Below are 24,278 nucleotides of genomic sequence, written 5' to 3'. Positions count from 1 at the left end.
CGAGCCTTGGGCTGCTATCCCCACCAGACCAGCTTGACGCGGTCTGTCCGCTTTGCGCGGAACACATAGACCACGCCAGAAAAGGGATCGGCGCCGAGCTCTGCCTTTACCAGTGCAGCAAGAGAGTCCGGACCCTTGCGGAAATCCACGGGGCTGGTGGCGATCAACACCCGTGCATCTGTACCAGGGCCAATCACCGACGGACCTGCAGCGCATCCAGGGCGGCGGTCACGAGGGCCGGATCGGTGCCGTGCGCGATGGTGAGGCGCGCGCCATCCAGCTCCACCTCGATCGCCGTTCCCTTGCGCGCGGCGCGCGGCTGCCGCGAAGGGCGTGACAGCGGCAGCGGCTCACTCGCAGCTTCCGGCGGCGCGACCACCGCGGGCACGAAAGCTGGTACTGCAGCCGTTTCAGCTACGTAGCGCAGCTCGCGGCGCCAGGTGAACAGCTGCGAGGGACGAAGGTCGTGGCTGCGCGCCAGCGCGCTTATGTTGTCCGAAGTGGCCATCTGCGCCACTAGCGCCAGCTTCTCATCCAGAGGAAACTGACGCCGCCGCCCCGCACCGGTGAACACCTCAAAGCGCCGCGTCGGCTCTCTCCCCGGGCTAGCTCCCGCACATGATCCCGACGTAACTCCAAGCCCCTGCAACCGCCAAAGACCCATCCTCGACGGTCAAATTAGCGGAGGTAATGTGGGGAAAGAACAGCGCTTAGGGAAGTCCTTCGGCAGCATTCGCCAGCCACCACCTGGCCGAGCCTTATAGCGCAGCGCGTTAAGCACCTCGCGTAGATCTATTGAGAGCTTGCGATCGCGCTTCGGCGCTGTCGGCAGAAATGGTCAGATCAGCTCCCATTCCTTCGGTCAAATCGGTCGAGTAGCGCTTCGTCCGCTTCTCTTGGTCAGCCATCCGGCCACGGCTCGTCGGTGTCCACATCCCAAGCTTGAATCAGTCATGCCGCACCCGATCCACCGCTTTCTCAAACGGGCTCATAGATCCCGAATAACAGCAGGACCTACTTGGCAATACACTTGCTTCTCGCGGGCGCTGGAGCTCCCCCTGCATCTCAAACCGAGAGTTGGTCTATATCCATCCTTGCCCTCAAGGCCGCGATGCAGATAGCTATTTCTTCAACCGAATGAACCCCATCCCATTCGCTATCAGCACCGGACACTTTTGCTGCGCCACTGTCGCTTTCCTCCAGCCAGCAGCCTATCGGTACAAGCGTACTCGCCGCGGAGCGAGAGGCTGAATAGCGCAGAGCACGGACACGCGTGCCGTCGTCATGTTGCCAGACACCTGTGTTCAGCACCGCTAGTCTGGCGAGTGCCGGGAAAACCGCGGTTGCGATGATGACGTCAAGTCGGCGATCGGCGGCGCGGGCGCGGGCACAGAGAGCAACGGCCGCAATTAGGATGGAACGATTGAGATCAGTCACTGCAATTGTCAGGGTTTTTTCTACTTCGCCTACGATCAGGTATCCCGAAGGTAGCTCCTGGCGCTTCCCGAACCGGAACGCAGACTTCATGCAACAGGCCGTCGCCAATCGCATAGACCCAACCGGGAAGCGTGAGATCGCAATCTCGTGTCCATGCCTTACGGACGATCGGATTGACCGCGAGGGTTGGGACCTGCGTAGCGACATTGACTTCGCAAAGCGTCCGCGCCTCTGCGCGGTCTTTCGTCTTTTCCTGCACGCAGTCCTCATACAGCCGTCGGATCGGCGTAAGCCAACGACCGATCGGATCGTCGGTCTCGCTTTCCGTCGCCGCCTTGATGCCGCCGCATCCTTGATGGCCGACAATCATTATGTGCTGGACCTCGAGAATCTCCACCGCAAATTGCAACGCGGCAGCGAAACTGGGATCGTCCGCAATCTCCAAGTTTGCCACGTTGCGATGAACGAACATTTCGCCCGGCTCGAGATCGACGATCTCGGTCGCTGGCACCCTGCTGTCGGAACACCCTATCCAGAAGTATCGCGGCCTTTGCTGCCCAACCAGACGACTGAAAAATGTCGGGTCCGTGCGAACCTTGGATTCCGCCCAGGCGCGATTGCGGACGAACAGTCCACTGGGGCCGCTGTTGCGGAGTGCGAGATCCGCAGCTCGTATGTCTCGATGCAAGCGCGCTAATCCCCGGACGCCTGAAGATCGACCATCCGCAGGTACGACTTTAGCGTTCTGAACCCTTGCGGAAACTGGCGCTGTGCTTCCTCGTCCGAAACCTTGGGTGAAATCACTACCTCTTCGCCCGGAGACCAGTTTACAGGCGTTGCGATACTCCGCGCGTCCGTCAGCTGCAGACTGTCGATCGCACGAAGAACCTCCACGAAATTGCGCCCTGTACTGGGCGGATAGGTCAGAATGAGCCGCACTTTTTTAGAAGGGTCGATCACGAACACCGATCGCACAGTGACTGTCGGATCGCTTTCGGGATGAATCATATCATAAAGGGAAGAAACCCGCGCATCGGGGTCTGCTATCATCGGAAAGTCGAGCGCTGCACCCTGGGTTTCCTCGATGTCGAGCTCCCACTTGTGATGCGCTTCGACCGGATCGACCGACAGACCGATCGGCTTGACGTTGCGCTTGTCCCATTCCGGCCGAAGCTTTGCCACTTCACCCAACTCTGTCGTGCAGACCGGTGTAAAATTCTTGGGATGACTGAACAGCACGCCCCAACTCGGTCCGAGCCAGTCGTGGAAACGGATGGGCCCATGCGTGCTGTCCTGTTCGAAATCGGGGGCGATCTGCCCGAGCTGAATGGCCATGGAAACTCCTTCGTAATCTTGGCGACAATGTGGCTGAGTCAAAAACATCAAACAAGCGAATATTATCTATACTTGGAAGCAAATATGTTGCTCCGTATCGCCTGCTGCCTTCGTGCGGTTTTGCATTGTGAGATATTTTGATCTCTACAGATAGCCAACCGCGATGCTGAAGCTCAACATAACCGTTCTTATCAAACCGGCGCGGCGACCCCATTCACGCCTTCTATCGAAAGTCTCAAGACCGGGACGGCATACTCTATGGGAGGCTGCCGTCGCCGGATCGTTTTTGTTCCTGTGTTCCTACAGAACGGCGAGGATTGTCCCAAGCGGCAAAACGACCAGGAAAATGAGCGCAGCCATATAGAGTCCATCACCTATCGCTCCAGCATTGTGAAAGGCATTGAGCCCGAGTGCACAGCCTCTAGCTGCCATCGCGAGCGATATGACGAGCGATCAGGAGCCCCGCGTAGACCTATCCGGCCCCGGTCGCGACGCTTCATGAGCAGCTTCGAGACATAAAGGGTGTACAAGCATAAACGCTGTCTCCTTGTAGGACGACCATCATCCGGCTTATATATATATTACGTAAATGAACATAATTGCACTTTGAGATGAAGGATTATGCTGCGTGGATATCGCTATCGCCCGGACCTTCTTGGAAGTGGTGAAAACCGGCAGCTTCGTCGGGGCGGCCGCCAATCTCAATCTCACCCAGACGGCTGTCAGCGCACGTATCCGCGTCCTAGAAGAGCAGCTCGATCAGCCCGTCTTTATCCGCAACAAAGCGGGGGCAAAGCTGACCTCTGCCGGTGAGCAGTTCCAGCGCTTCGCCACCACGCTTGTACAGGTTTGGGCGCGTGCGCAGCGCGCGGTGGCCTTGCCGCCGGGGCGTGAAACTGTTGTATCGGTGGGCGCCGAACTCAGTCTATGGAGTCCGCTCCTGCGGCACTGGCTCTTGTGGATGCGGCGCGAATGCCCTGAAATTGCGATACGTACGCAGATAGACACATCGGAGCGCCTGATGGGACAGGTGCAGGATGGCTCACTGGATCTTGCGGTGATCTATGCCGCCCCGAGCAGACCAGGTGTCATCGCCGAGCTGCTGTTCGAAGAGAAGCTGGTGCTTGTGAGAACTACGCCGACAACCTCGAGACTTACACCCCAAGATCATGTGCAAATCGACTGGGGAGACGAGTTCGCCGCCAGCTATCAGGCGGCCTTCCCCGATCAGCCCAATGCGGTACTTTCGATCAGCTATGGCCCTCTGGCTCTGGAATATATCTTGGCGACTGGTGGCAGTGGTTATTTTCGCAAAGGGTTCATTCGCACTTATCTTGAAGAGGGCCGGTTGACGCTGGTCCCCGGCAGCCCCGAATTCTCCTATTCGGCCTATGTTGTGCATTCGACTAAGGCGGACCCGGGTGTTATGGATCGCATCCGCGCGGGCCTTCACGACGCAGCAGAAATTGCCGTATGATAAAAGAGCCTTTTTCTCCTGTTTGCTATGCTGCGGAAGCATCGGATGCCTATATGGGTTTTGCGGATGCTGACGAGATTCTCGCAGCATTGAATGAACTGCTAGAGGCAGAACGGGCGGGTACGCGCGTAGCGCAGGGTAGCCGCAAGCTGACAGATCTACCTGGCTATTCGAAATTAATGCAGGGCGTGCGCAAAGACGAAGCACACTGGTGCGCAATGCTCACACGGCAAATTCAGCGCCTTGACGGCTCTCCGTCTCGCAAGACAGGCGACTTTCTTGTCAAAGCAATCGCAATAGCGGAACCGCTCGAACGGCTGGAATTTCTCAATCGCGGCCAAGCATGGGTGGTTCGTAAACTTGAAAAGCTCATGCCGCATGTTCGCGATGCTGCTCTCTATGCAGACCTCAAGGATATGGCGGACAATCATCGCAGAAATATTGATCTGGCCGAAGCGTATCTCAACAACCAGCCAAACACGCGCTCATGAGCGTCACGGGTTCTGCTGATTGATCGGCACGTCAGGAAGTGCCGCAAGTTGCTCTGCCGTCATCCTGGTCGAGAGGTCCGTATCGTCGCCACGCTGCACGGGCTTGAGGTCGGAAATTGCGACATGGACAAAGCGATCCGGGACACTGTCTTCGATTTCAACAAGCAGACGATCTACATTCCCGTTTTCGTCGCGAACCACTGATGCCACATCGCCCAGTTCGAGGCCGCCGTCTCCGATGATTTCCGCATCCAGCAGCTGAATTTCCGTGAGACCAAGCGCCGCCTCCGCAGAACCGGCGGCAACGGCGCTCGCTTCCGCGGATTGTTCCATAGCGTCTTCAGCGGCGTCGTTGGCATTATTGCAGGCGGTCAACAAGGCCGCTGAGCATGCGAGGGCTGCTATCATCTTGATCATCAAGGTTTCCTCTCGCTCGCGTCAACTAACCGGAGGGCGGCTGGTTCCTTGACACAGGGCGCTAGCTTCAAAAATAATCCGCGCCCAGACAATTGCTATAAAATTGAATGAATTTTTTTGCAGTGAAATTGCAATAATATTCGTTTGTCTTATGACCTCCGAAGCAGGACAACAGTCCATCGAACAATTGCTTTTTCCAGCGCTTTGGAATCTTATCGATCGCGCCGTTGCGTTGCGATGAGAGCGCCGGCTTAGAGGACTGATAAGAATGGCGACGAGTGATGTGCCAGGGGTGGCCCTGCCTCCGGAACAATGGCGGTTGGTGGAGCAGTTGTCCCAATCGCTCAATCCCGCGCAAGCGCGCTGGCTCGGTGGTTATTTCACCGGACTAGAGGCCGGCCTGCGATCGTCCGTGGGGCAATCCGCACCGCTCATCCAGAGCGCAAGTCGTAAGCTCATAATCCTTTATGGTACAGAGACAGGCAATGCGGCGGAGGTGGCTCGCGATTTGGAGACAGCTGCAAAGGCGAAGGGTCTTGTTTGCAGCCTATCCGACATGGCCGATTTTAAGGTGCGACAACTCGCCCAAGAAGAGGATGTGCTGATTGTTATCAGCACCTATGGCGAGGGCGATCCTCCGCAACCGGCCACTGGATTTTTCGAGTTTGTCGAAGGTCGCAAAGCACCGAAGCTCGGGGGGAAGCGCTTCGCCGTCCTCGCGCTCGGCGATTCTACCTACGAGTTCTACTGCGAGGCCGGCAAACGGCTCGATCGCAGGTTCGAGGATTTGGGCGCAGAGAGGCTTGTCTCCCGGGTCGATTGCGACGTCGATTACGAGGAGGCAGCTGAAGCTTGGACTCAGGCAATCATCGAAAGGATTGGCGCTGAATCGGGGACGGCTACGATTGCTGCGGTGACCACGTCTTTGGTCGCTGCACCCGCGACAGTCTATGACAAGCGCAACCCATTCCCTGCTCCGATCATGGACAATATCGCCATCGTAGGGCGCGGTTCGACCAAGGAAACCCGTCATGTCGAATTTTCGCTCGAAGGCTCGGGCCTTGTCTATGAGCCAGGAGATGCGCTGGGGATCGCCGCGAACAATGATCACGCAGTCGTCTCGGCGCTGATTGACGCGCTCTCGCTGCAATCGGATGCCGAATTCGAGCACAAGCACCAGACGTTGAGACTGGCCGATGCATTGACGCATCGTTTTGAGATCACCACCGCCACTCCGCGTTTCCTCGAATATTGGGCATTGCTGAGCGAGGCAGACACGCTGCAGCAATTGCTGCAGGAAGACCGGTCGGGCGAACGCTCTGTTTTTCTCCACACGCATCACATCATTGACATTGTTCGCCGCTTCCCTGTCAGAGACGTGATGCCGCAGGACTTCGTCTCTGCGCTTCGTACCTTGCAGCCGCGTCTCTATTCACTGGCGTCGAGTCTTGCCGCCGCCCCCGATGAGGCCCATTTGACCGTGGCGCCGGTTCGCTATGATCTGCATGACGAAGCGCGCAGCGGCGTGGCATCCGTTCTGCTCGCGGATCGCGCCCAGCCCGACACAATCCTACCGGTCTATATCCAGAGTAATCCGCATTTCCGTCTGCCAGACGACGATGCGCCAATCATCATGATCGGTGCAGGCACCGGCGTGGCGCCCTATCGTGCGTTTCTGCAGGAGCGGGAGGTCCGAGGAGCAGGAGAAAGGAGCTGGTTGTTCTTCGGTGAGCGCAATTTCCGCACTGATTTCCTCTATCAGACCGAATGGCAGACATGGCTGAAGGATGGCACTCTCGGACGTATGGATGTCGCCTTTTCGCGCGACAGCAAGGAGAGAATTTACGTCCAGCACCGCATGAAGGAAAAGAGCCGAGACGTCTTCGCGTGGCTCGAGGAAGGGGCTCACATTTATGTCTGCGGTGACGCGGCCAATTTGGCGCCTGACGTTCATGAAGCCCTTATCGACATTGTAGCAAGCGAGGCCCGCACCGGGCGTGAGGCAGCGGAGGATTATGTCCGCTCGCTCCAGGCGGACCACCGCTATCAGCGCGACGTTTATTGAAGGCCCGATCCATGAAGACTGATACCATCGACCGCAGCCGCGACCTGTCCCAGCCGCTCGACCGGCTTGGTTCCGATGAGAGCATGAAGGACAGAAGCAATTACCTGCGCGGCAGCATTGCCGAAGGCTTGCTTGATCGGATCACCGGAGCTGTGCCGTGCGAAGATGATGTCAAGCTAATGAAGTTCCACGGCATCTACCAGCAGGACGATCGTGACCTGCGCGACGAACGTCGGCGTCAGAAGCTGGAACCCGCCTATCAGTTCATGATCCGCGTGCGCCTGCCGGGCGGCGTCTGCACGCCCGCGCAGTGGCTCAAGCTTGACGAGCTCGCCCGAGCGCATGGCGGCGAAACCCTGCGCATCACGACGCGCCAGACATTCCAGTTCCACTGGGTGCTCAAAGACAGCTTGCGGCGGATCATCCAAGGCTTGCATGATACCCTGCTCGACACCGTTGCCGCCTGCGGCGACGACACTCGCGGTGTCATGTGCACAGTCGATCCGCAAAGCTCGCAATTCCATGCCGAGGTCGCGGCGATGGCCAAGCGCGTCAGCGATCACGTGATTCCGAAGACCCGCGCCTATCATGAGATCTGGTATGGCGAGGAACGCGTGGCTTCGTCCGACCCTGAGGAACCATTCTATGGGCGCACTTACATGCCGCGTAAATTCAAGATCGGCTTCGCGCTGCCGCCGTCCAACGACGTTGACGTTTATACGCAGGATCTAGGATTCATCGCCGTCGGCGGGTCGCGTGGCTTGGAAGGATTCAATGTCGCGATAGGCGGCGGCATGGGCCGCACCGATCAGGCGCCGGAAACCTATCCGCGCCTCGCAAATATTATCGGTTTCGTTCCGGCGGATCAGATCATTGCTTGCGCCGATGCCGTGATGGCAACCCAGCGTGATTATGGCAATCGCAAGGACCGCCAGCGAGCGCGTTTTAAATATACCATCGACGACAAGGGGCTCGACTGGATCAAGACCGACATCGAGCAAAGAATGGGCGCGTCGTTCGAGAAGGCCCGCCTCTTCACCTTCACTTCGAACGGCGACAGCTATGGCTGGAATTCCACGCCGGACGGCCGCCATCACCGCACGGTCTTCATCCCGAGCGGGCGGCTAGATCTGAAGTTGCTGGATGCCTTCCGCAATATCGCGCGCATCCATTGCGGCACGTTCCGCCTGACCCCCAACCAGAACCTCATCATCGCCGGCGTGCGAACTGAGGATCGTGCCGCCATCGACGCACTGCTGACCGAGTACGGCCTTGAGGCAGACGATGCGTTGCCGTTCCGTCGCAACGCGATCGCCTGCGTCGCCTTGCCGACTTGCGGTCTCGCCATGGCCGAAAGTGAGCGATATCTGCCGACGCTGCTCGAGAAGATCGAGGAGATAATGAGCCGCCACGGCCTTGCCGATAAGCCAATTACGCTCAGAATAAGCGGCTGCCCCAATGGTTGCTCGCGTCCTTACATTGCTGAGATCGGGCTGACTGGTCGCGCGCCTGGCAAATATAATCTATATTTCGGTGGCGGATTCCACGGCGAGCGCCTCAACCGTATGGTGCGCGAAAATGTCGGTGAGGCAGTAATTTTGAAAGTCCTAGAAGAGGCTCTCGGCCGCTACGCCCGCGAGCGCGAGGCGGGTGAACATTTCGGAGATTTCACTATCCGCGCCGGAATCGTCCGCGCAGTCACCGAAGGACGCTTCTTCAATGAGTGATTCAGAGAAGCCGTCGTCCAATCCAGCCACAGTCGCTGCGGCCTTCGGCGTTGCGGCCGACATGGCTTACGGAGCTGTGACTCCGCCACTCTATCTGTCGAGCACTTATGAATTTGCAGGCTATGACCAGCCACGGCTCTACGACTATGGCCGTGGCGGCAATCCGACCCGCGATCTTTTGGCGGAGGCTCTTACGAAGCTGGAAGGCGGAGCTGGCGCCATTATCACATCGAGCGGCATGGCCGCGCTCGATCTCCTCGTAGGTCGCCTGAGACCTGACCACGTCATTCTTGCACCGCACGATTGTTATGGCGGCACCATGCGCCTGCTCAAGGCGCGTTCGGGCCAGGGACACTGCTCAGTCCGCTTCGTAGACCAGTCGGATGATGCTGCCTTCGCGGCAAGCCTGGAGGGGGTGCCGGCTCTCGTTGTCATAGAGACGCCCAGCAATCCGCTGATGCGGGTTGTCAATATTGCTGCACTCTCTGCAATGGCGAAAGATGCGGGGGCCGCGGTGGCCGTCGACAACACCTTCCTGTCGCCGGCGATTCAACGCCCAATCCCTTTGGGCGCTGACTATGTCATCCACTCAACCACCAAATTTCTCAATGGCCACTCCGACGTGATTGGGGGCGCGGTTGTTGCCGCCGATCCTGCGGAGGTCCAGGATCTGCGGCATTGGGCCAATATAGTAGGAAACGTCGGCGCGCCATTCGCCTCATGGCTGACGCTGCGTGGGCTGCGCACGTTGTTTGCTCGTATGCAAGTCCACCAGAACAACGCTATGGCCATTGCTACCTTTCTTGAACGACATCCGGCAGTCAGTCGGGTACACTATCCAGGCTTGCTCAGTCATCCAGGACATGCAGTAGCATCGAGCCAACAAAACGGATTCGGCGCTATGCTGAGCTTCGAGTTGGAAGACGGCGTCGAGGCGGTTCGCCATTTCATCGATAACGTTAAATTCTTCACGCTCGCGGAGTCTCTCGGCGGCGTCGAAAGCCTCGTCGCGCATCCAGCGACGATGACCCATGCCGACATGGGCAAGGAGGCTCGAGCGGTCGCAGGCATCAGCGATGGTCTTCTGCGTTTGTCGATCGGCCTGGAGGCCGAACAAGATCTGATCGTGGGACTCGAATGCGGATTGACGGCTTTCAAAACCTAGCCAAAATGCAAGGAGGATCACGTGCCTGCCTATGTGCTAATCGTCGATGTATTCGCCGTTATTTTTGCTGTGGTCGGCTTCTGCATGGTCTTTCGCCAGACCTTCGTCAGGCGACTCATTGGACAGCAGCCGCAGCCGACCTCGTTGAAAGAGGATGCGAGCGAAAATGAAGATCCTTTATCCTACATCCTGCGCATTGCCGGCGTAATGATAATGGTGTTCGGGATCGTGATCGGAGGCATGTTCACCATGCTCCATCTGAATTAGGAACAGGGAAGGGAGAGACCCAAATAAATAGTTTTCAATCGGTGCTCGGGCCAGGTGGAATTACGAGGAAGCCGGTCAGCGGCGGTCCAAAAGAATTGCCAGTAGGGTCGAGCTTCACGAGTTGGGTGCCCGTTGCGGCGTTTCTCAGGATAGTAGCAGTGGCATGTACTGCTTCAGACGCCCCTCGTCGAGTTGGCGGTCGCTGAAGAAGCCGAAGCCGACAGATTTTCGAAGGCCTGTCTGCAGGGTGGTCGCCGTCCCGTCGTACAATACAAAACCGAGTACCCCTGTCGGTTTCAGGTGGGGAAGAACGGCCTCTTGTTCGGGAGGCAAGATATCGTGATGCGTCATGCGCTTCTCCTCATGAAATAGGACGGGAAATTGACGTGATCTTTCACGAAGCCCAGCTTGGGGCGTCAGAATGTCCATGATTGCAGGCGTAGCGGTCCTCGTGATACCACTGATCCGCTAACACGGCATCGAGTATGTCTTTGCCGCCACGATTCGATTAGGCATTACCCGGTTCTGGCGGAATTTCTGCGGCTACACCTGCTGATGCAGCACGTCTCGTGTTCCGTCATCACCGGGTTCGTTGATGCGCTGGCGATCCTCATCTTCATAGCGCAGTTACAATTCTCATTCAGGAGTGTGATGCCACTGCTCTCTTGCATGTTCTTCTTCAATGATGCTCTGCGGTTCAGTTAACCCCGCAGGAGCGCCTGACGTCAAAGCTAAGCAGCTTCCGCATAAGTTATGCGGTTTCTTCCTTCGGCCTTCGCACGATGTCGTTCGCCCCAAAAGTTGTCCGCGGAAACGATAAGGAATGACGCAAATAAGCGGTTTGACGATTGATGAGCGCCCCATAAGCGGGCCCGATTTGCCCCATAAGTTTAGATTTGCGGTAGGATCGGCCTCATAAGTTTGGCTTTTTGCGTTGTGGGTCTGGGCGCAAGTCCTCGGAAGCTCTGCACCGCGCAAATGAGGCGAACAATCGCGCTCCTGAGCAATAGAAATGGCCTCGCATTCCGATCAGCGGCGCGATTTCCCTGCTTCTTTGCGTGGGGCAATAGAGACTACCCGCATTCTGTGCACCTGTTAGAATCTTGGCGCTTAGACAATTGGCAACCCAGATGATGGTTCGCGGAAAATTGATGGTGTGTATGAGAAATAATGGCTCTGTGAACCGACTGGCTGCAAAGCTGCTGTGGACAATGTTCCGCGTTTGTTCTTTTTTGCTTTTCAAACTTGATGCAGCGTGGCAAGATTTGCAGGAAAGGGGTCGACTCGTGCATCACAGAACTGGCCACCTGTCCCATTTGGCCCCGCGGGGAAATATTCGAAGGGTCGAGTGCCTGAGGAAGAGGCAAACTTCCATTGAGGAGAGCACCCAGCGCGTTTACGCCAGGGGATCAGACTTGTCTGCTGGTCGAAATAATGCGTGGTTCCGCTCTCGATGCGTCAAATGAGCCAGCTGACTACGGTGGTGAAGGCGACGCGCAGTATTCCGAATTCCGCAGCATTTCTGTTTTGACCGCAACTGAATATCGTCAGTAGAACGGGAGGTGCAAAATGGCTCGCTTCGATGTTTATCTCATCGGATCCGGAACACCAATCCGAGCCGAACTACGTGCAAGCGACCTTGATTGTCTCGCTCAGGAAATGATGACGACCCGCTTCTTGAAAGGAAGAGCAGTGAACCCTGACGAGGACGGGACCTGCAATGAAATGCTGATTCCGATATGCAGAATTCAGTTTGCTCTGTCGGTTTCGGGATAGAAGGCATGATGCCCACCAGCTTTACTTGTCGGCGAGCACGATGGTGCGCGGGTCTAGCCAGTCAAGCAGGGGCACTGCGGCGGGAGCATCGTGCGCTTGCCCTGCGCTCAGGCCGAGCCGGACCGGAAAGTCGCTGGTCGATGACCGCAGGGACCTTAGTCGTAGGGCCGCCCCGGGAGCGACCGGGGCAGGGATCTCGACCCCCTTTTTGCCGTCGCAGCCTGCTGGTGCGCCCGGACAGAAGTGGTGTCGATCATCTGGATATCGCCGTCGTAAGCCGCTGTGATCGCGTTCGGCAGACGCTCCCACACACTCGTCCTTTGCCAGCGCACGAACCGGTTGTAGCAGGTTGTTCCTGGACCGTAGCGTTCGGCCAGGTCGCGCCACGTCGCACCGAACCGAGCACCCAGAAAATGCCGTTTAGCACCCGCCGATCATCAACGCTCGGGACGCCTTGCGGCTTGTCCGGCAGCAGCGGCGCGATCACGTGCAATTCAAAATCGCTCAGATCGTGGCGGCTCGCCTTGTGGGCGGGTATTTGTTGCTCGATGCGGTTGAGGAAATGGATCAACTCATGGCGATGGCGCTACATGTTCTACCCGGTTTCGGTTCCGTTCAGCACGTGGAGCGCGGCGAATAGCGTTGCCATGCCATGCCATGCCATGCCATGCCGCTCGAGCGTCGAGATCTTTCTTCCGCCATTCGCCTTGAGGATATTGCCAATTAGTTGGCAAAACGCCACCTTTAGCTGCAGGAGGTGCGATATGTCTCATTCGGTCAAATTTGCTGATGCTGCACTTATCGATGACGCACGCTTGGAGGCTGGCTTACAGAGCCGATCGCTCGCCAGCCAGCTCACACACTGGGCACGGATCGGCCGAGCAATCGAACGGTCCGATAATTTCAATCATGCCAAACTGTTTCAGGTGCTGAGTGGAAAACTGGAGACCTCTGCTCTCAGCCATGAAGAGAAGGCAGTCTGGTCGGAGCAATTCGTGCTGAAGATGTCCGGAGCTGGACCGGACGAAGAGGCATTCTATACCGAAATGCGGAAAAGCGGGAAAGCCGTCGGACTCGATGCCGCCGGTAGAATTGTCCATGCAGACACCAAGCAAGCATAAGCAAATCGACGATGACTGTGCTCGCCGGGTCCCGAGGCTTGTAATACCCGTGTCGCACCTGTCTTTGCAGGGACATTTATTAACGCCGACATTATCCAGCGCGATGAACTCGGCGATGACAACGCGCACATAGCCTATGAGGCAGTAGAGCTAGCTGCCCAGCGTTGGGTTGAGCTCATTTTGAGTAGACGTGATCTCGTCGCGGAAACTGTATTCGCTCATCCTCAAAAGTGACTCTCTTGAAGGAGGCACAGGAGGCTGACGCGCACTGGAGCGCGGCATGTCGAGCTGTTCGTTGCTTTCGTCGCCCCGCGGACGCAGCGCGCCGCCGCAATCGGGCAGGTGCAGTTGCCGGCCTCGGGCTCAATCCGACGTTCGGCGCGCAGCAGATTATCGGGCGGCGCGCGCACCGGCGATATCCGTTCGGCGGGTGCTCTGTCGGTCGTTCGGCTGTTGGCGCCCTCACCCGAGCGGATGATATCGCAGGCTACTCAGCTGCCGTATGGCGGCGGATCGGCTCAATCTCCCGATTCCACCTTTGATCCAGCAGCCGAAAATATGCGTAAGCGCTGTTTTCAGCCCACGTCGGGGAAATAATTCCACGGCATGAGTTCTTCGAGGCGGTCATTGCGATGTCCGGCGGCAAGCTTGGAAAGCGTATTGGTGAGCCAGGCCTGCGGATCGATAAGGTTAAGCTTGGCGGTTTCGATCAGGCTGGCAATGACAGCCCAGTGTTCACCTCCGACATCCGAGCCGGCAAAGAGGGCATTTTTGCGGTTCAAGGCAATCGACCGGATCGATCGTTCGACCGTATTGCTGTCGAGTTCGATGCGGCCGTCCTCCAGGAACCAGGTCAGCCCTTCCCAGCGCGTGAGCGCATAGCGGATCGCCTCGGCAAGTCGGCTTTTGCGGCTCACCTGCGCGAGCCGCGCATCGAGGAACCGGTGGAGATCATCGACGATGGGGCGGCTATATTCCTGGCGAGCGGCACGGCGCTGATCGGGCGACTGGCCGCGCACATCGGCCTCGACGGCGTAAAGCTGGGCAATGCGCGCGAGGGCGTCGGTCGCCACGGGCGATGCACCGGCGGCGGCAAGTTCGTAGAAGCGACGCCGAACGTGCGCCAGCAGAAAGCGAGCGTGACACCGCCCCGCCGCGCGAGCACGCCGTAGCCGCTATAACCATCCACCTGGAGCGTGCCTTTGAACCCGGCGAGATGTTCGATCGGCCGCTCGGCCTTGCGATCGGGCGCGTAGCGATAAGCAACCGCCGGCGGATCACTGCCGCCTCGAGGCCGATCATCACGCGCGTAAGCCCAGAGCTGGCCGGTCTTTGTTCTGCCGCGCCCGGGATCGAGTACCGGGGCGGTGGTCTCGTCGGCAAACAACTTGGCGCTCCGCTTGAGAGCGGCGAGCAGGTGATCGCGCAGCGGCGTTAGCCACCACGCCGCGCGCCCGACCCAATCCGACAGCGTTGAACGATCGATATAGACGCCTTGGCGAGCGTAAATCTGCGCCTGTAGTAAAGCGGCAGGTGATCGGCATATTTACTGACCAGCTCCTGAACGATCAGCGCCTCGGTCGGCAGCCCGGCGTCGACGATGCGCGCGGGTGCCGGGGCCTGGATCGGTGCGGCCTCGCAGGCGCGGCAGCCATAACGCGGGCGCCGGGTGACGAGCACGCGAAACGTGGCGGGCACGACATCGAGCCGCTCGGCAACGTCTTCGCCGATGGCGTGGAGATCGCCACCGCAGCACGCGCAGGCCTTGTCCTCGATATCGACGACCTGTTCGATCCGTTCGAGATGCGCAGGCAGCGATCCCCGGTTGGTCTTGCGCGGAGCCGGCGTGCCGGCGTTCTTGTTCGCGGCATCGAGGCTGGCCTTTACACCGCTCAGCGCAGCATCGAGCTCTTCGAATGCGAGCTGGAGCTGATCCTCGTCGAGCTGTTCGGACCGTGCACCGAAGCGGTGACGCTGGAACGCGGCGATGATCGCGTTGAGCTGTGCGATCTCGGCTTCGGCCCTGGCGCCGGCGTTCTCAAGGCCAGCGATCCGATCCTCGCGCTTGGCGAGCGCCACGTCGCGCTTTGCAAGCTCGGAATGGGCCGCCACGACCATCGCACGCAGCGCGTCCAGATCGTCGGGAAGGTCGGTCTTGAGCAGCATTGAGGAACACTGAATCAGGCGTCACAGCCCTCGTCAACCAGCCAGTTGCGGCACCTGCGCACGACGTCCGCCATGAACCCGGCGCCAGTCCAATCCTTCGAGCAAAGCTCCGAGTTGGGCGGCGGTCAGCCGCATCACGCCGTCCCGGATGCCGGGCCAGCGAAAGCTGCCCTGTTCGAGCCGCTTCGCCATCAGGCACAGGCCCGTGCCGTCCCACCAGACCAGCTTCACCCGGTCCGATCGCTTGGCGCGGAATACATAGACGACGCCGGAAAACGGGTTGCCGCCGTACTCCGCCTTCACCAGAGCTGCGAGGGAGTCCGGGCCTTTGCGAAAATCCACCGGCCGCGTCGCAACCAGGATGCGCGCATCCGTCCCAGGACCGATCACCGCGTGGCCCTCAGCGCGGCGATCACCGCCGAAATCGTATCTGGATCGGCGCCTCGCGCGATCTTCATCGTCACGCCGTCCATCTCCAGCTCGATCGCCGCCTTGGAGGAACGCCGCGCCTGTCGGCGTGGATGCTGCGGGGGCGCGGCAACCGGCGAAACTGCGAGATCGAGCACTGCCGGCACAAACATCGACCGGTCGACTGATCTCGATGCGACCTCGGCCTTCTGGCGCATCTGGCGACGCCAGGTGAACAGTTGCGAATGGCTCAGCCCATGCCGCCGCGCCACCGCGCAGACGGTCTCATGTCCGGAATAGCTCTCCGCGACGATCGCCGCCTTGACCTCGTCCTCCCAGACCCGCCGACGCCCCGCGCCGGTAAAAACCTCGAACCGCTGAACCGGCTTCGTACCAGCATCATCACATGACATCGACATGGCTCCAAGGCCCCGCATCGCGAAAAACCCGACCTCGCCGATCCGATCAGCGCCGACAATGTGGGGGAGAAACAGCGGTTACAAATATGCAGCACGCACCTCCGGAGCAAAGAGGGCATCATCCAGCCAGCGTTCCGGCTTGTAGACGTCGCGCTCGTGGGGATCACCTTGAAGTCGCCCGCCAGAACCACAGGCGCGCCGCTGGCCAACAGATCAGCCGCGTGTGCGATTAGGCTCTCGAACTATGCAAGCTTGTAGTCAAACTTGGCTCTGGGTCATGTGGGAGACCGCGTCGGGTAACGAAGATCTCGCCGACCTGGCTGGGAAGAGCGACACCGTTCCAGCTCTTCTGGCCCAAGCGTCTTCAATGACCCTTGCAATAGGGACGCTAGAGGCCTTTTATATTTCGTAGTTGATTAACTCTTATGATGCTATCATCTTCCCCATAAGAGGTGTATGATGGCAAACGTTCAGGATATTCAGGGAACACGATTAGACCCCATTGCCGATCGAGAGCAGGTTTCCGTGATCGTGAAGGCAGTAGTGCGCGCTACGCAGCAATGGCATTTGTCGGGTCACGAAGCGGCAGCCTTGTTCGATGTGCCTCAGGCGACCTGGGACCGGATGAAGCAGGATACGTTCAAGGGTCGGCTAGACCGTGACAAGGTGACGAGGGCCAGCCTTATCATCGGTATCTTCAAGGCACTGCGCCTCCTCTTCAATGGACCTCTTACGACCGGTTGGCCAACGCTCGCCAACAAGGGGGCACCTTATAATGGCCGGCGGCCGATCGACATGATGATTGCAGGCGGCATTCCTGCGATGGCAGCAGTGCGCCAGCATCTCGATGCCTTGCGTGGAGGGGTGTGACCTGACGTGCAGCTTGCAGAAAGACCTGTCCCGCGCGATCTTCCGCTAATTGAATTGGCAGAGCCGACCACGATACGAATGATCAGCACCGCCTATCTCGATGAGCCGGCAATGCAGCCGCTCGCCGACACCGATGCAGCGCTTGAAGTGCTCGAGCGCATTGAGGGGAAGACATCACTTCGGCAGAACGACGACACTCCGCTGCCCGCGGGAGTACGCCAGGATGAGCTTCTGACGCCCGCTTATGGCTATGGCTGGACCTACGTGAACGCAGCCTTTTGCTACACACGGTCGAAAGGAAATCGGTTCAATGGCAGCGGCCGGGGAGCGTGGTATGCGACTTTTGCCGACCAGCCTGTGCAAACCGCATTGGCCGAAGTCGGACATCACCTGACCCGCGAACTCGCAAACGTCGGTATTTACGAGAATGTCACGCGGTATCGGGAACTGGTCGCTGGCTTCATTGGGCCGTTCGTCGATCTCCGCGGCGAGGCGAGCGCCGATTATCTCCATCCGGATGAAAGCGTCGGTTATCCAGCAGGGCAGGCACTGGCGCGGGAATTGCGGGAGGCCGATTTCGGCGGGGTCGTCTATCCTTCGGTCCGTCGCAAAGGCGGTATGTGCCTTGCCGCTTTTCGGACGACGATGGTGCAGAACATCCGACAGGGTGCCACATGGAAGTTGAGCTGGTCTGGCTCAGAGAGATTTACATCTCAAAAGCTTTGATCGACAACGGCCCAACTGGATGGGTGAGTGCCGCGGGGAATTGGAAGACCGACTAGTAGTCCCTGGTCGAGCCCTTCCCTATCCGCTTAACGCATACACAGTGCGTAGGAAAAGCAAATGTAAGGAGGTGCAAAATGAGCGACCGTATCATGGCGCCTCGTGGCAGCGCTGCCCTTCGCAGCCGAATTCGCTATTTAATTGAGACAGCGTTAGGCCGCGACCTGGACGCAGCCTACCTCTACGGCTCGCATGCACGCGGTGATGCTGGATCAGACAGTGATTGGGATGTCCTTGTTATACTTCATGAAAGCGCAGATTGGCGAAAATCACGCGCACAAATGCGGCAGCTTACGGGGCAATTAGCCGAGGAAACTAACGAGTTCGTTAGTATTTTGCCCTTGCGCTGGTCGGATGCAGATGAGCATGCGGGCTTGCTTACGAACGTGGCGCGCGAAGGGCAGCGATTATGAGCGCTGAGCACGAGAAGTCGCTCCCCGTCGAACTTAGACTGCCCTCTATTTTCCTTGAGGCAGATAGACAGGGTCCAGTCTTCGCCGCCGGCTTGAGCAGCGTGCTGATGATCAGCTTACTTGTGTTCGGCTATTGAATCCACATATTTACCCTGCAGACTATGACAACGACCTATTTGCAGGGTAAACCATGACAGTCCAGCCGTTCTCGGATGAACAATCCCGAGTGATCGTCAACCTGGAACACACGTATCAGGTATGGATGGACAGCCTTCGCGTGCTCAACGATCTGCCCTACAATATGCGCATCAAGGAAATATCAGGCCGCGAATACCTTTATGAGGTGACCGACAGGCTCGGGAACATGAAAAGCAAAGGACCGCTGGACTCCGAAAAGCAGGCTGAATTCGATCAATACAAGTCCGAAAAGGCGGAGCTGAAAGGCCGGCTTTCCCAGAGCCAGGCGACCCTCAAGGAACAGGGCAGTCTGTACAGAGCGCTGCGCCTTCCGATGCTGCCGGCAGAAGCGGGCAAGATCCTGCGAGAGGCGGACCGCCTGCGCTTTCTGGGCACGCAAGCCATGGTTGTAGGTACCAATGCACTGATCGCCTATGCGCTGGAAGCCAATGGATTTATCCGGGACGCTCCAAACGAGACGATGGACTTCGACATGGCCCTGACCGCGATCGAGGCCGATGACCAACGGCCGACTTTGTGGAAGGTGTTGAAAGAGGTCGACACAACCTATTCGGTCAATTCAGAACGCCCCTTCCAGGCGCGCAATGCCAAGGCCTATGAAATCGAGATTCTGTCCGCTCCGAGCCGGATTGGTGGACAGGTTGCGCGTGACAAGCCTCGCCCTGTCCCCTTACCCGAGCAGGAATGGCTTCTTAACGGCCGACCGATCGACCGCGTGGTCGGCGTTCGGGACGGCGGCGCGGCGCGAATGGTGGTGCCGGATCCACGGTGGTTTGCGCTGCAAAAGCTTTGGATGGCGCAAAAGCCCGAGCGCAACCCGCAGAAGAAACCAAAGGATCTTAAACAGGGCATTGCCCTCCTCAACGCCGTCTGGCAGACTATGCCGCATTATCGGCTCGACAACGCCTTTTACGAGGCGCTGCCCGGCCCGTTGAAACCTCATTTCGAGAAGTGGGACACGCAAAAGCCTAAGCCATAAGGGCTAATCGTCTGCAGGAAGCCGTCGTGCTGATCGCAAGCAAGGAGTTCGGTAGCTGCCTGGTAGCTTTTGAGAGGCGGAGGTCGACAGCCGCCATTTACCGCACATACTTACCAAGTCCGATGCCGCGAACAAAGCCGTCGTTCGCGGCGAGCAGTTAATCCATCTATAGCTGCCGTACATTCATGGCCTGCGAATGGCTCGAGCTGGGCCGAGAGCGGCTGTGGCGGCTTCTGCAGGAGAGTGGGGCAGGGATGGTCTTTTCGGCAGGATCCGTCTGTCTCCCGCGCAGCAATGCCATTGAGTCGCAGTCCGGGATCTTCCTCGCATCACACCGGCCCCTCACCATCCCAGACGCTCATCGGGGTGCAGGTGAAGCTGGTGCCCTCGGAGATTATTGGAACTGAACTTAGAAGAAGGGCGAGCAGGATCATTCGGGACCTTTAACAATACGGAACACCCGACGTTGGGTCCTGGGTGGTCGGGCGTTATGAGAGATGCTGGCTTCTGATCCTGGGCTTCCATGTCAGGGGAGAATGGTGCCCACCTCGCTTTCCGATATTGCTTTTCGTTGGAATGGCACAATTTCCTCTGCCCGGCAGTAAGGCAGGGGACCGGCGGTGCGTTTCAGTGCGGCATAATGTCAGGACAGGCGTCGGCAATGTGGTTCTCATTGTCCCAGTCGGCTTGGTAGAGAGCTTGCCCGTTCTTCAATTGGTAGCAGGACAGATCTCCGCGGGAACTGCGGACGGCACCGAGGGTGCGCCCATAGGCATCCTTACCTAACCGTTCGATCCGAAGCTCGCCGGACAGAGCCTGCTCCAGACTCCGCGTCGCGGCGAATGGATCGCCAGGAGCGCAGGTGCGGCCTCGGCGGCAATGGCCCGGAAGTTCCGGCGCATCAATACCAAGGAGGCGGATACGTTCATCGCCGCAGCGAATGGTATCGCCGTCCGTGACGCTGCAATCTTTAAGAAGGCTTCCGTATATTCTGGCCCCCTCACGGCCGCCCTCATCTGGTGAAGGAATCATACTCCAGATCGCTCCCGCGATCCCTCCGACGCATGCCGCTATGAGCAGGATGTTTGGTCCTGTTCCACTTCTATTTGTTCCCGCCGCGCTTGGACAACCGGGCCGGCGGCTGAGTCGGCGTCGCCGAAAATAATAGCGTCGGCCGCGGGGCGACCAGTCAACTGGATTAGAGCGTCGCAATTTTGATCTTTGCCTCTTGCTTTGGGCGAGCCACGGCTACCTGAAGGGGACGTGGCGAGGGCTTCACAAGCGAAGTCCGCACTTTTGTGGCGAGCTCTTCCAATGTGGCAAACAGTCTGTTCACCTGCGATAAGGGGCCGGCGTTGGCGTCATACCTCGTAACGAGGTATTCGCGTTTTTCTTTCAGCTCCCACAGATGTGCAGCTGTGCGTTTCTTCAGCTTCAGACCACGGGCTTCGGCAAGCTGTGCCCGTGCGGCAAGATCGTGCCCGAGGCTTCTTAAGGAACTCGCCGGATCCCCGTGGTTGAGGAGAAAAGCGGTGAGGTAGAGTTCGGCCGCATGAATGGCGACGAGGCGGAACGGCGCGTAGGAGAGCGGCTTACCGCGTCGCCCTTCTGTACGGAGGAGGTTGGCGGCTGATTGGTATTCTTCCGCCAGCCGAAGGACGTCGAGCGCGGAAGCGCCATCTCCTGGATATGGATTAGCGGATGGAGCCATATTCCGGAGGATAGCCTGCGAAATCCTGCGAAATGGTTAGACTGACTCCTTCCACGTCGACAACGCCTGACGTGGAACGGACATCCTCACGGAGGAGGCACAGCTCAGAACCGATATAAAAGGTCGGCGGATACAGACATTCGATCGAACTCATAAAAGGCGAGCGTCGAATGGCGCTCATCATACCGAAAGCTGATTGCCGGAAAGAACCTCCACCACGGCCTGTTGCCGATGATCGTTGCGGCGCCGGTGACATACACTTCCTGCCTACGCCCCGAAAAAACTGGATCATCTCCTTCGAAAGCTCGCCTTTCCACGGAGGTTTCGAGAACGGCATCAACCCCGATTTCGGGCATGGATCTTACAAGCTGTGCGGTGAGGGCAATCGCGGCCTGATGGTAGCCGCTATCTTTCGCCCGCGTTACGGAGATTGAGCCTCCCGGCAGGACGGATGTTTTGGCATCAAGATCGAAACCGTATTTGCCGGCGGCGCGAACCTGCCAACCGTCAAGATAGTCGGCTTGCCGATAGTCCAAGTGCGTTATTGAGAGGTCTGTAAAAAGCGTGTTCCCGTTCGAGAACCTTTGTCGGTACGCTCCGCGCAAAAAAGGTGATGTAATCTGCTCCCCTCCCTGCGCATAGAAACCACTGCCCGCGAGTACGGTAGTCGCGCCGTTAGGGCTTTCTAAACTGGCCGCCAAAGTCCCGTTTCGGTAGGACGCGCTCGTCCTATCGTCCAGAATTCCGTCAATAGTCCCTAATATGCCAATCCTGCCTGCAGCCGCTAGAGGAAGCTTTCCTTCTGCAGAATAGTGAAGGCCCAGAGCCGACGTCGGTGCCTCCTGTTGAAGTTCGACCGGCACACCGAATACGATGAAGTCTGTCTCATCCGTCACAGCACTGGGGTTGGTCCGGTAGGTAAGACCGAGCATTGGTCGGAAATAGCCGACGCGTCGGTCGACTTGCTCCAGATAGAAATTGATAGAACGCCGAACGGCGTAGGGGAGCTCTGTTCGGTAATATACCTGCTGGAAAACGTCCTTTGCCTCGGAAAATCGACCGGACAGAAACAGCGCGCGACCAAGTTCTAACTGGACTCGCGGCTCTTCCGTGAGCTTTCCTAACTCCGAAAAAATATAGATCGCTCGATCGTACTCGCCGGAGAGCATGGAAAGTGTGCCAGCGCGAAAAGCACGCTGAAAGGACTTTTCTCCGGATGCAGAAGCAGAAGCGGCCGCACTCAGTAGGAGTGCGACCGCAATTGCGAGAAATGAAGAAAACCTCACGGGGAGACGGCGCCGAAGCCTCCCCCAAAGCTCTCCACGCCCGTGCCAGACACGGGAGTTAGAGCAAATACTCCGCCGATTTCCTGGGCGCCGGGTCCATAAAATTTAGCTGTCGCTTCGCCAGTGAGAAGACCGTTCTGGCTCGCAAGCCTCCCAGTTAGGCTATTTGCGCCGCTCGCCCAGGTAAGTTCTCCCCCCAGGTTCAGCTCATTGTAGCTAGCGCCGGATATTACATCCATCGTACCGAATGAAGCTAACTCGGCCGAACGAGAGGCAAAATCAACTTCGACCTGCACATCCGCGCCGACGAGTACGTCGAGGCCTTCCGGCGATAGATAGACCCCGCCGAGTAGACCCGAAAATGTCGCCTCGCCAGTTGTTGGGACCGCATTGGCGGCAGTGGAATTGCCGATCGACACCGCGCCCGCAGTGCCGCTGCCCGTCCCGATGCCGGATTCCCACACGCCGAAGGACTGGTAGTCCCATCCGGTCTGATAAGGATCGACCGCGATGAGGATGTCGGTTTCCGCTTCATTTACCGCAGCGAATAAACCTGCGCCGAGATCCGCTACCTCATCACTTCCCGAGACGGAGAATCGAAGGTCAGTGCCGGCTGTATCGAGATCGATATCGGTTGTGACCCGGTCTCCGTCAAAGCGGGTGGTGTAGGTAGCGTTATTCACATTGGAGGGCGCCGATACCGCAGTTACGCGCGTAGCGTTTGCCTCATAGCTGAACTCCTGCGCAATTCCGCTGATTTCCACCTCAGTGGTGGCCTCAATATCTGAAAAGCTCGTGAAAGCATTCGACGCTGGCGGAGGCGGAGGCGGGGCCGACGTACCTGGGCCGTTGACGCCAGATCCACCTCCTCCACAAGCCGAGAGAGCCAGAGCTCCGGTGCAGCTTGCGAGTAGCGCAGCGTATTTAATCATAGGAAATCCTTCGAAAGAGAGCCGAACAAGGTCAAGATCGCACCGTGCGGGACATAAAACATTGGGGAATATATGTTTTAATTACAAAACTAGAACCTGAGTCCTATGCCGGCCATCACCTGAGTTCTGTTGAAACCAAACTTTAGCTCGTCATCAAATTCATAAACATCGCGTAGCGTCTCATCGCTGAAGTCGCTGTAAACCACTTCAAGCTTTCCATACGCGTTCGGACCGAACGGATATTCCGCACCGGCTCCCACCTGAAGCCCGCCCCTCGAATCTGACTCGCTTATTTCACCAATTGAACCGGTCAGTTCGCCTATGACATAACCCAGCTTCAAATATCCCCGGAGCGCGTCAGCGCTCCCTATTCCGAAACGACCACCAAGTCCGATCGAGTGGTCCGCAGAGAGGCAAGTGCCCGGGAGACCTACATCATCAAAGCAGTGCTCCACGTTGGAGAAATCGATGTTGGCGTAGGCACCAATAAAGCTGCTCCCCAAGGCAATGTCGTAGCCGATTTCAGCTCCATAGCCGATGCCGGTTTCCCCCTCACTTCCTGAGTAAGAGTCACTCCCGGAATAATCCTCCTCAAGACCTATATTATCGAAGCCAGCACGCGCCTCAATTCGCGCCTGTGCACTGGCCATCGTTGAGATAGCCAGTAGAGATGTCGCAACCAGAATCTTTACCATATGTTTTCGTTAACCCCTTATTTATATAATGTTTTTGTTGCGTTCGGGGCATAACGAGCGCCGAGACCACCTCACAATGCGCTCGTCCGTTTTTCCACGCGAACCGATGGACATGTATCCATGGTGAGCGCTCGACAAGA

General features: G+C 58.1%; 27 protein-coding genes and 4 pseudogenes. 13 read left to right on the top strand and 18 right to left on the bottom strand.

Annotated features, from left to right (window positions below; all coding sequences use genetic code 11):
- Positions 1-14 precede the first annotated feature (14 nt).
- The 6 genes from tnpB (ACSMXM_RS05180) to ACSMXM_RS05155 all read right to left on the bottom strand — a co-directional run bounded on the left by tnpB (ACSMXM_RS05180) (position 15) and on the right by ACSMXM_RS05155 (position 2,772).
- Positions 15-170 carry an IS66 family insertion sequence element accessory protein TnpB gene (tnpB, locus tag ACSMXM_RS05180; protein ID WP_460314559.1) on the bottom strand — a complete coding sequence of 52 codons (156 nt, stop codon included), beginning with the start codon at positions 168-170 and terminating at the stop codon, positions 15-17.
- Between the two features lie 23 nt (positions 171-193).
- Positions 194-574: an IS66-like element accessory protein TnpA gene (gene tnpA / locus ACSMXM_RS05175; protein WP_460314557.1), complete on the bottom strand. Its 381-nt coding sequence runs from the start codon at positions 572-574 to the stop codon at positions 194-196.
- A 99-nt stretch (positions 575-673) separates the two neighbouring features.
- Complete coding sequence (locus ACSMXM_RS05170; protein WP_460316358.1) at positions 674-832, bottom strand: transposase; 159 nt, start codon at positions 830-832, stop codon at positions 674-676.
- A gap of 233 nt (positions 833-1,065) precedes the next feature.
- Entirely contained in the window at positions 1,066-1,527 is a 462-nt protein-coding gene (locus ACSMXM_RS05165; protein ID WP_460314555.1) for a hypothetical protein, read from the bottom strand.
- A complete protein-coding gene (locus ACSMXM_RS05160) occupies positions 1,430-1,948 on the bottom strand; it encodes a carbonic anhydrase (RefSeq protein ID WP_460314553.1) in 519 nt (172 codons plus the stop codon). Before ACSMXM_RS05160 ends, ACSMXM_RS05165 begins: the two co-directional genes overlap by 98 nt.
- Positions 1,949-2,130: 182 nt before the next feature.
- Positions 2,131-2,772 (bottom strand): peroxiredoxin, encoded by a 642-nt coding sequence (locus tag ACSMXM_RS05155; protein ID WP_460314551.1) that lies wholly within the window; start codon positions 2,770-2,772, stop codon positions 2,131-2,133.
- 628 nt (positions 2,773-3,400) lie between these two features.
- Here ACSMXM_RS05155 and ACSMXM_RS05150 point away from each other — a divergent pair.
- Entirely contained in the window at positions 3,401-4,249 is an 849-nt protein-coding gene (locus ACSMXM_RS05150; protein WP_460314549.1) for a LysR family transcriptional regulator, read from the top strand.
- A complete protein-coding gene (locus ACSMXM_RS05145; protein WP_460314547.1) occupies positions 4,246-4,740 on the top strand; it encodes a DUF6306 domain-containing protein in 495 nt (164 codons plus the stop codon). The genes ACSMXM_RS05150 and ACSMXM_RS05145 overlap by 4 nt, the downstream gene beginning before the upstream one ends.
- Before the next feature lie 3 nt (positions 4,741-4,743).
- Here the strand turns inward: ACSMXM_RS05145 and ACSMXM_RS05140 are convergent, their stop codons facing one another.
- Positions 4,744-5,157 (bottom strand): PRC-barrel domain containing protein, encoded by a 414-nt coding sequence (locus ACSMXM_RS05140; protein ID WP_460314545.1) that lies wholly within the window; start codon positions 5,155-5,157, stop codon positions 4,744-4,746.
- 268 nt (positions 5,158-5,425) lie between these two features.
- Between ACSMXM_RS05140 and ACSMXM_RS05135 the strand changes: the two genes are divergently transcribed.
- Genes ACSMXM_RS05135 through ACSMXM_RS05120 form a run of 4 tightly spaced genes read left to right on the top strand, consistent with a single transcriptional unit; the run spans position 5,426 to position 10,381 of the window.
- Positions 5,426-7,222, top strand: a complete 1,797-nt coding sequence (locus ACSMXM_RS05135) for an assimilatory sulfite reductase (NADPH) flavoprotein subunit (protein ID WP_460314543.1) — start codon at positions 5,426-5,428, stop codon at positions 7,220-7,222.
- Between the two features lie 11 nt (positions 7,223-7,233).
- A complete protein-coding gene (gene cysI / locus ACSMXM_RS05130; RefSeq protein ID WP_460314541.1) occupies positions 7,234-8,949 on the top strand; it encodes an assimilatory sulfite reductase (NADPH) hemoprotein subunit in 1,716 nt (571 codons plus the stop codon).
- A complete protein-coding gene (gene metB / locus ACSMXM_RS05125) occupies positions 8,942-10,114 on the top strand; it encodes a cystathionine gamma-synthase (protein ID WP_460314539.1) in 1,173 nt (390 codons plus the stop codon). Before cysI ends, metB begins: the two co-directional genes overlap by 8 nt.
- A gap of 21 nt (positions 10,115-10,135) precedes the next feature.
- Complete coding sequence (locus ACSMXM_RS05120; RefSeq protein WP_460314537.1) at positions 10,136-10,381, top strand: hypothetical protein; 246 nt, start codon at positions 10,136-10,138, stop codon at positions 10,379-10,381.
- Positions 10,382-10,525: 144 nt separating this feature from the next.
- On the opposite strand, the gene ACSMXM_RS05115 is transcribed toward ACSMXM_RS05120, so the two are convergent.
- On the bottom strand, positions 10,526-10,732 hold the full coding sequence (locus ACSMXM_RS05115; RefSeq protein ID WP_460314535.1) for a hypothetical protein: 207 nt from the start codon (positions 10,730-10,732) through the stop codon (positions 10,526-10,528).
- 82 nt (positions 10,733-10,814) lie between these two features.
- On the opposite strand from ACSMXM_RS05115, the pseudogene ACSMXM_RS05110 reads away from it, so the two are divergent.
- Positions 10,815-11,011 (top strand): annotated as a pseudogene (locus ACSMXM_RS05110) (SulP family inorganic anion transporter); the annotation flags it as partial.
- A 1,170-nt stretch (positions 11,012-12,181) separates the two neighbouring features.
- Here the strand turns inward: ACSMXM_RS05110 and ACSMXM_RS05105 are convergent.
- Positions 12,182-12,695, bottom strand: a pseudogene (locus ACSMXM_RS05105) (IS5 family transposase); the annotation flags it as partial.
- Between ACSMXM_RS05105 and ACSMXM_RS05100 the strand changes: the two are divergent.
- Positions 12,645-12,797, top strand: a complete 153-nt coding sequence (locus ACSMXM_RS05100; RefSeq protein ID WP_460316444.1) for a hypothetical protein — start codon at positions 12,645-12,647, stop codon at positions 12,795-12,797. The pseudogene ACSMXM_RS05105 and the gene ACSMXM_RS05100 overlap by 51 nt on opposite strands.
- 124 nt (positions 12,798-12,921) lie before the next feature.
- A complete protein-coding gene (locus ACSMXM_RS05095) occupies positions 12,922-13,278 on the top strand; it encodes a TA system antitoxin ParD family protein (RefSeq protein ID WP_460314533.1) in 357 nt (118 codons plus the stop codon).
- 575 nt (positions 13,279-13,853) lie between these two features.
- On the opposite strand, the pseudogene tnpC reads toward ACSMXM_RS05095, so the two are convergent.
- From tnpC to ACSMXM_RS05075, 4 genes and pseudogenes are all read right to left on the bottom strand, one after another.
- A pseudogene (tnpC, locus tag ACSMXM_RS05090) lies at positions 13,854-15,444 on the bottom strand (IS66 family transposase).
- A gap of 33 nt (positions 15,445-15,477) precedes the next feature.
- The gene (gene tnpB / locus ACSMXM_RS05085) at positions 15,478-15,834 is read right to left on the bottom strand and encodes an IS66 family insertion sequence element accessory protein TnpB (RefSeq protein WP_460314531.1); all 357 of its coding nucleotides are present in this window, start codon (positions 15,832-15,834) and stop codon (positions 15,478-15,480) included.
- Entirely contained in the window at positions 15,831-16,265 is a 435-nt protein-coding gene (gene tnpA, locus ACSMXM_RS05080) for an IS66-like element accessory protein TnpA (RefSeq protein WP_460314529.1), read from the bottom strand. Before tnpA (ACSMXM_RS05080) ends, tnpB (ACSMXM_RS05085) begins: the two co-directional genes overlap by 4 nt.
- A 90-nt stretch (positions 16,266-16,355) precedes the next feature.
- A pseudogene (locus tag ACSMXM_RS05075) lies at positions 16,356-16,626 on the bottom strand (exonuclease/endonuclease/phosphatase family protein); the annotation flags it as partial.
- Between the two features lie 104 nt (positions 16,627-16,730).
- Between ACSMXM_RS05075 and ACSMXM_RS05070 the strand changes: the two are divergent.
- The 4 genes from ACSMXM_RS05070 (at position 16,731) to ACSMXM_RS05055 (ending at position 19,514) form a co-directional block, all read left to right on the top strand.
- The gene (locus tag ACSMXM_RS05070) at positions 16,731-17,141 is read left to right on the top strand and encodes an antitoxin Xre-like helix-turn-helix domain-containing protein (RefSeq protein ID WP_460314527.1); all 411 of its coding nucleotides are present in this window, start codon (positions 16,731-16,733) and stop codon (positions 17,139-17,141) included.
- A gap of 78 nt (positions 17,142-17,219) precedes the next feature.
- Positions 17,220-17,867 carry an RES family NAD+ phosphorylase gene (locus tag ACSMXM_RS05065; RefSeq protein ID WP_460314526.1) on the top strand — a complete coding sequence of 216 codons (648 nt, stop codon included), beginning with the start codon at positions 17,220-17,222 and terminating at the stop codon, positions 17,865-17,867.
- Positions 17,868-18,001: 134 nt separating this feature from the next.
- A complete protein-coding gene (locus tag ACSMXM_RS05060; RefSeq protein WP_460314524.1) occupies positions 18,002-18,337 on the top strand; it encodes a nucleotidyltransferase domain-containing protein in 336 nt (111 codons plus the stop codon).
- 190 nt (positions 18,338-18,527) lie between these two features.
- Positions 18,528-19,514 carry a GSU2403 family nucleotidyltransferase fold protein gene (locus ACSMXM_RS05055; RefSeq protein ID WP_460314522.1) on the top strand — a complete coding sequence of 329 codons (987 nt, stop codon included), beginning with the start codon at positions 18,528-18,530 and terminating at the stop codon, positions 19,512-19,514.
- Positions 19,515-20,141: 627 nt separating this feature from the next.
- Here ACSMXM_RS05055 and ACSMXM_RS05050 read toward each other — a convergent pair.
- The 5 genes from ACSMXM_RS05050 to ACSMXM_RS05030 all read right to left on the bottom strand — a co-directional run bounded on the left by ACSMXM_RS05050 (position 20,142) and on the right by ACSMXM_RS05030 (position 24,138).
- Positions 20,142-20,546, bottom strand: coding sequence for a thermonuclease family protein (locus ACSMXM_RS05050; RefSeq protein WP_460314520.1), 405 nt, complete (start codon positions 20,544-20,546; stop codon positions 20,142-20,144).
- A 166-nt stretch (positions 20,547-20,712) separates the two neighbouring features.
- A complete protein-coding gene (locus tag ACSMXM_RS05045) occupies positions 20,713-21,225 on the bottom strand; it encodes a hypothetical protein (RefSeq protein ID WP_460314518.1) in 513 nt (170 codons plus the stop codon).
- 104 nt (positions 21,226-21,329) lie between these two features.
- Positions 21,330-22,511 carry a surface lipoprotein assembly modifier gene (locus ACSMXM_RS05040; protein WP_460314517.1) on the bottom strand — a complete coding sequence of 394 codons (1,182 nt, stop codon included), beginning with the start codon at positions 22,509-22,511 and terminating at the stop codon, positions 21,330-21,332.
- Positions 22,508-23,275, bottom strand: coding sequence for a transferrin-binding protein-like solute binding protein (locus ACSMXM_RS05035; RefSeq protein ID WP_460314515.1), 768 nt, complete (start codon positions 23,273-23,275; stop codon positions 22,508-22,510). The genes ACSMXM_RS05040 and ACSMXM_RS05035 overlap by 4 nt, the downstream gene beginning before the upstream one ends.
- Positions 23,276-23,532: 257 nt before the next feature.
- A complete protein-coding gene (locus ACSMXM_RS05030; RefSeq protein ID WP_460314514.1) occupies positions 23,533-24,138 on the bottom strand; it encodes an outer membrane protein in 606 nt (201 codons plus the stop codon).
- Between the last annotated feature and the right edge of the window lie 140 nt (positions 24,139-24,278).

The organism is Pacificimonas sp. ICDLI1SI03 (genome assembly GCF_054740865.1).
This window is presented reverse-complemented; position numbering and strand designations above follow the sequence as displayed.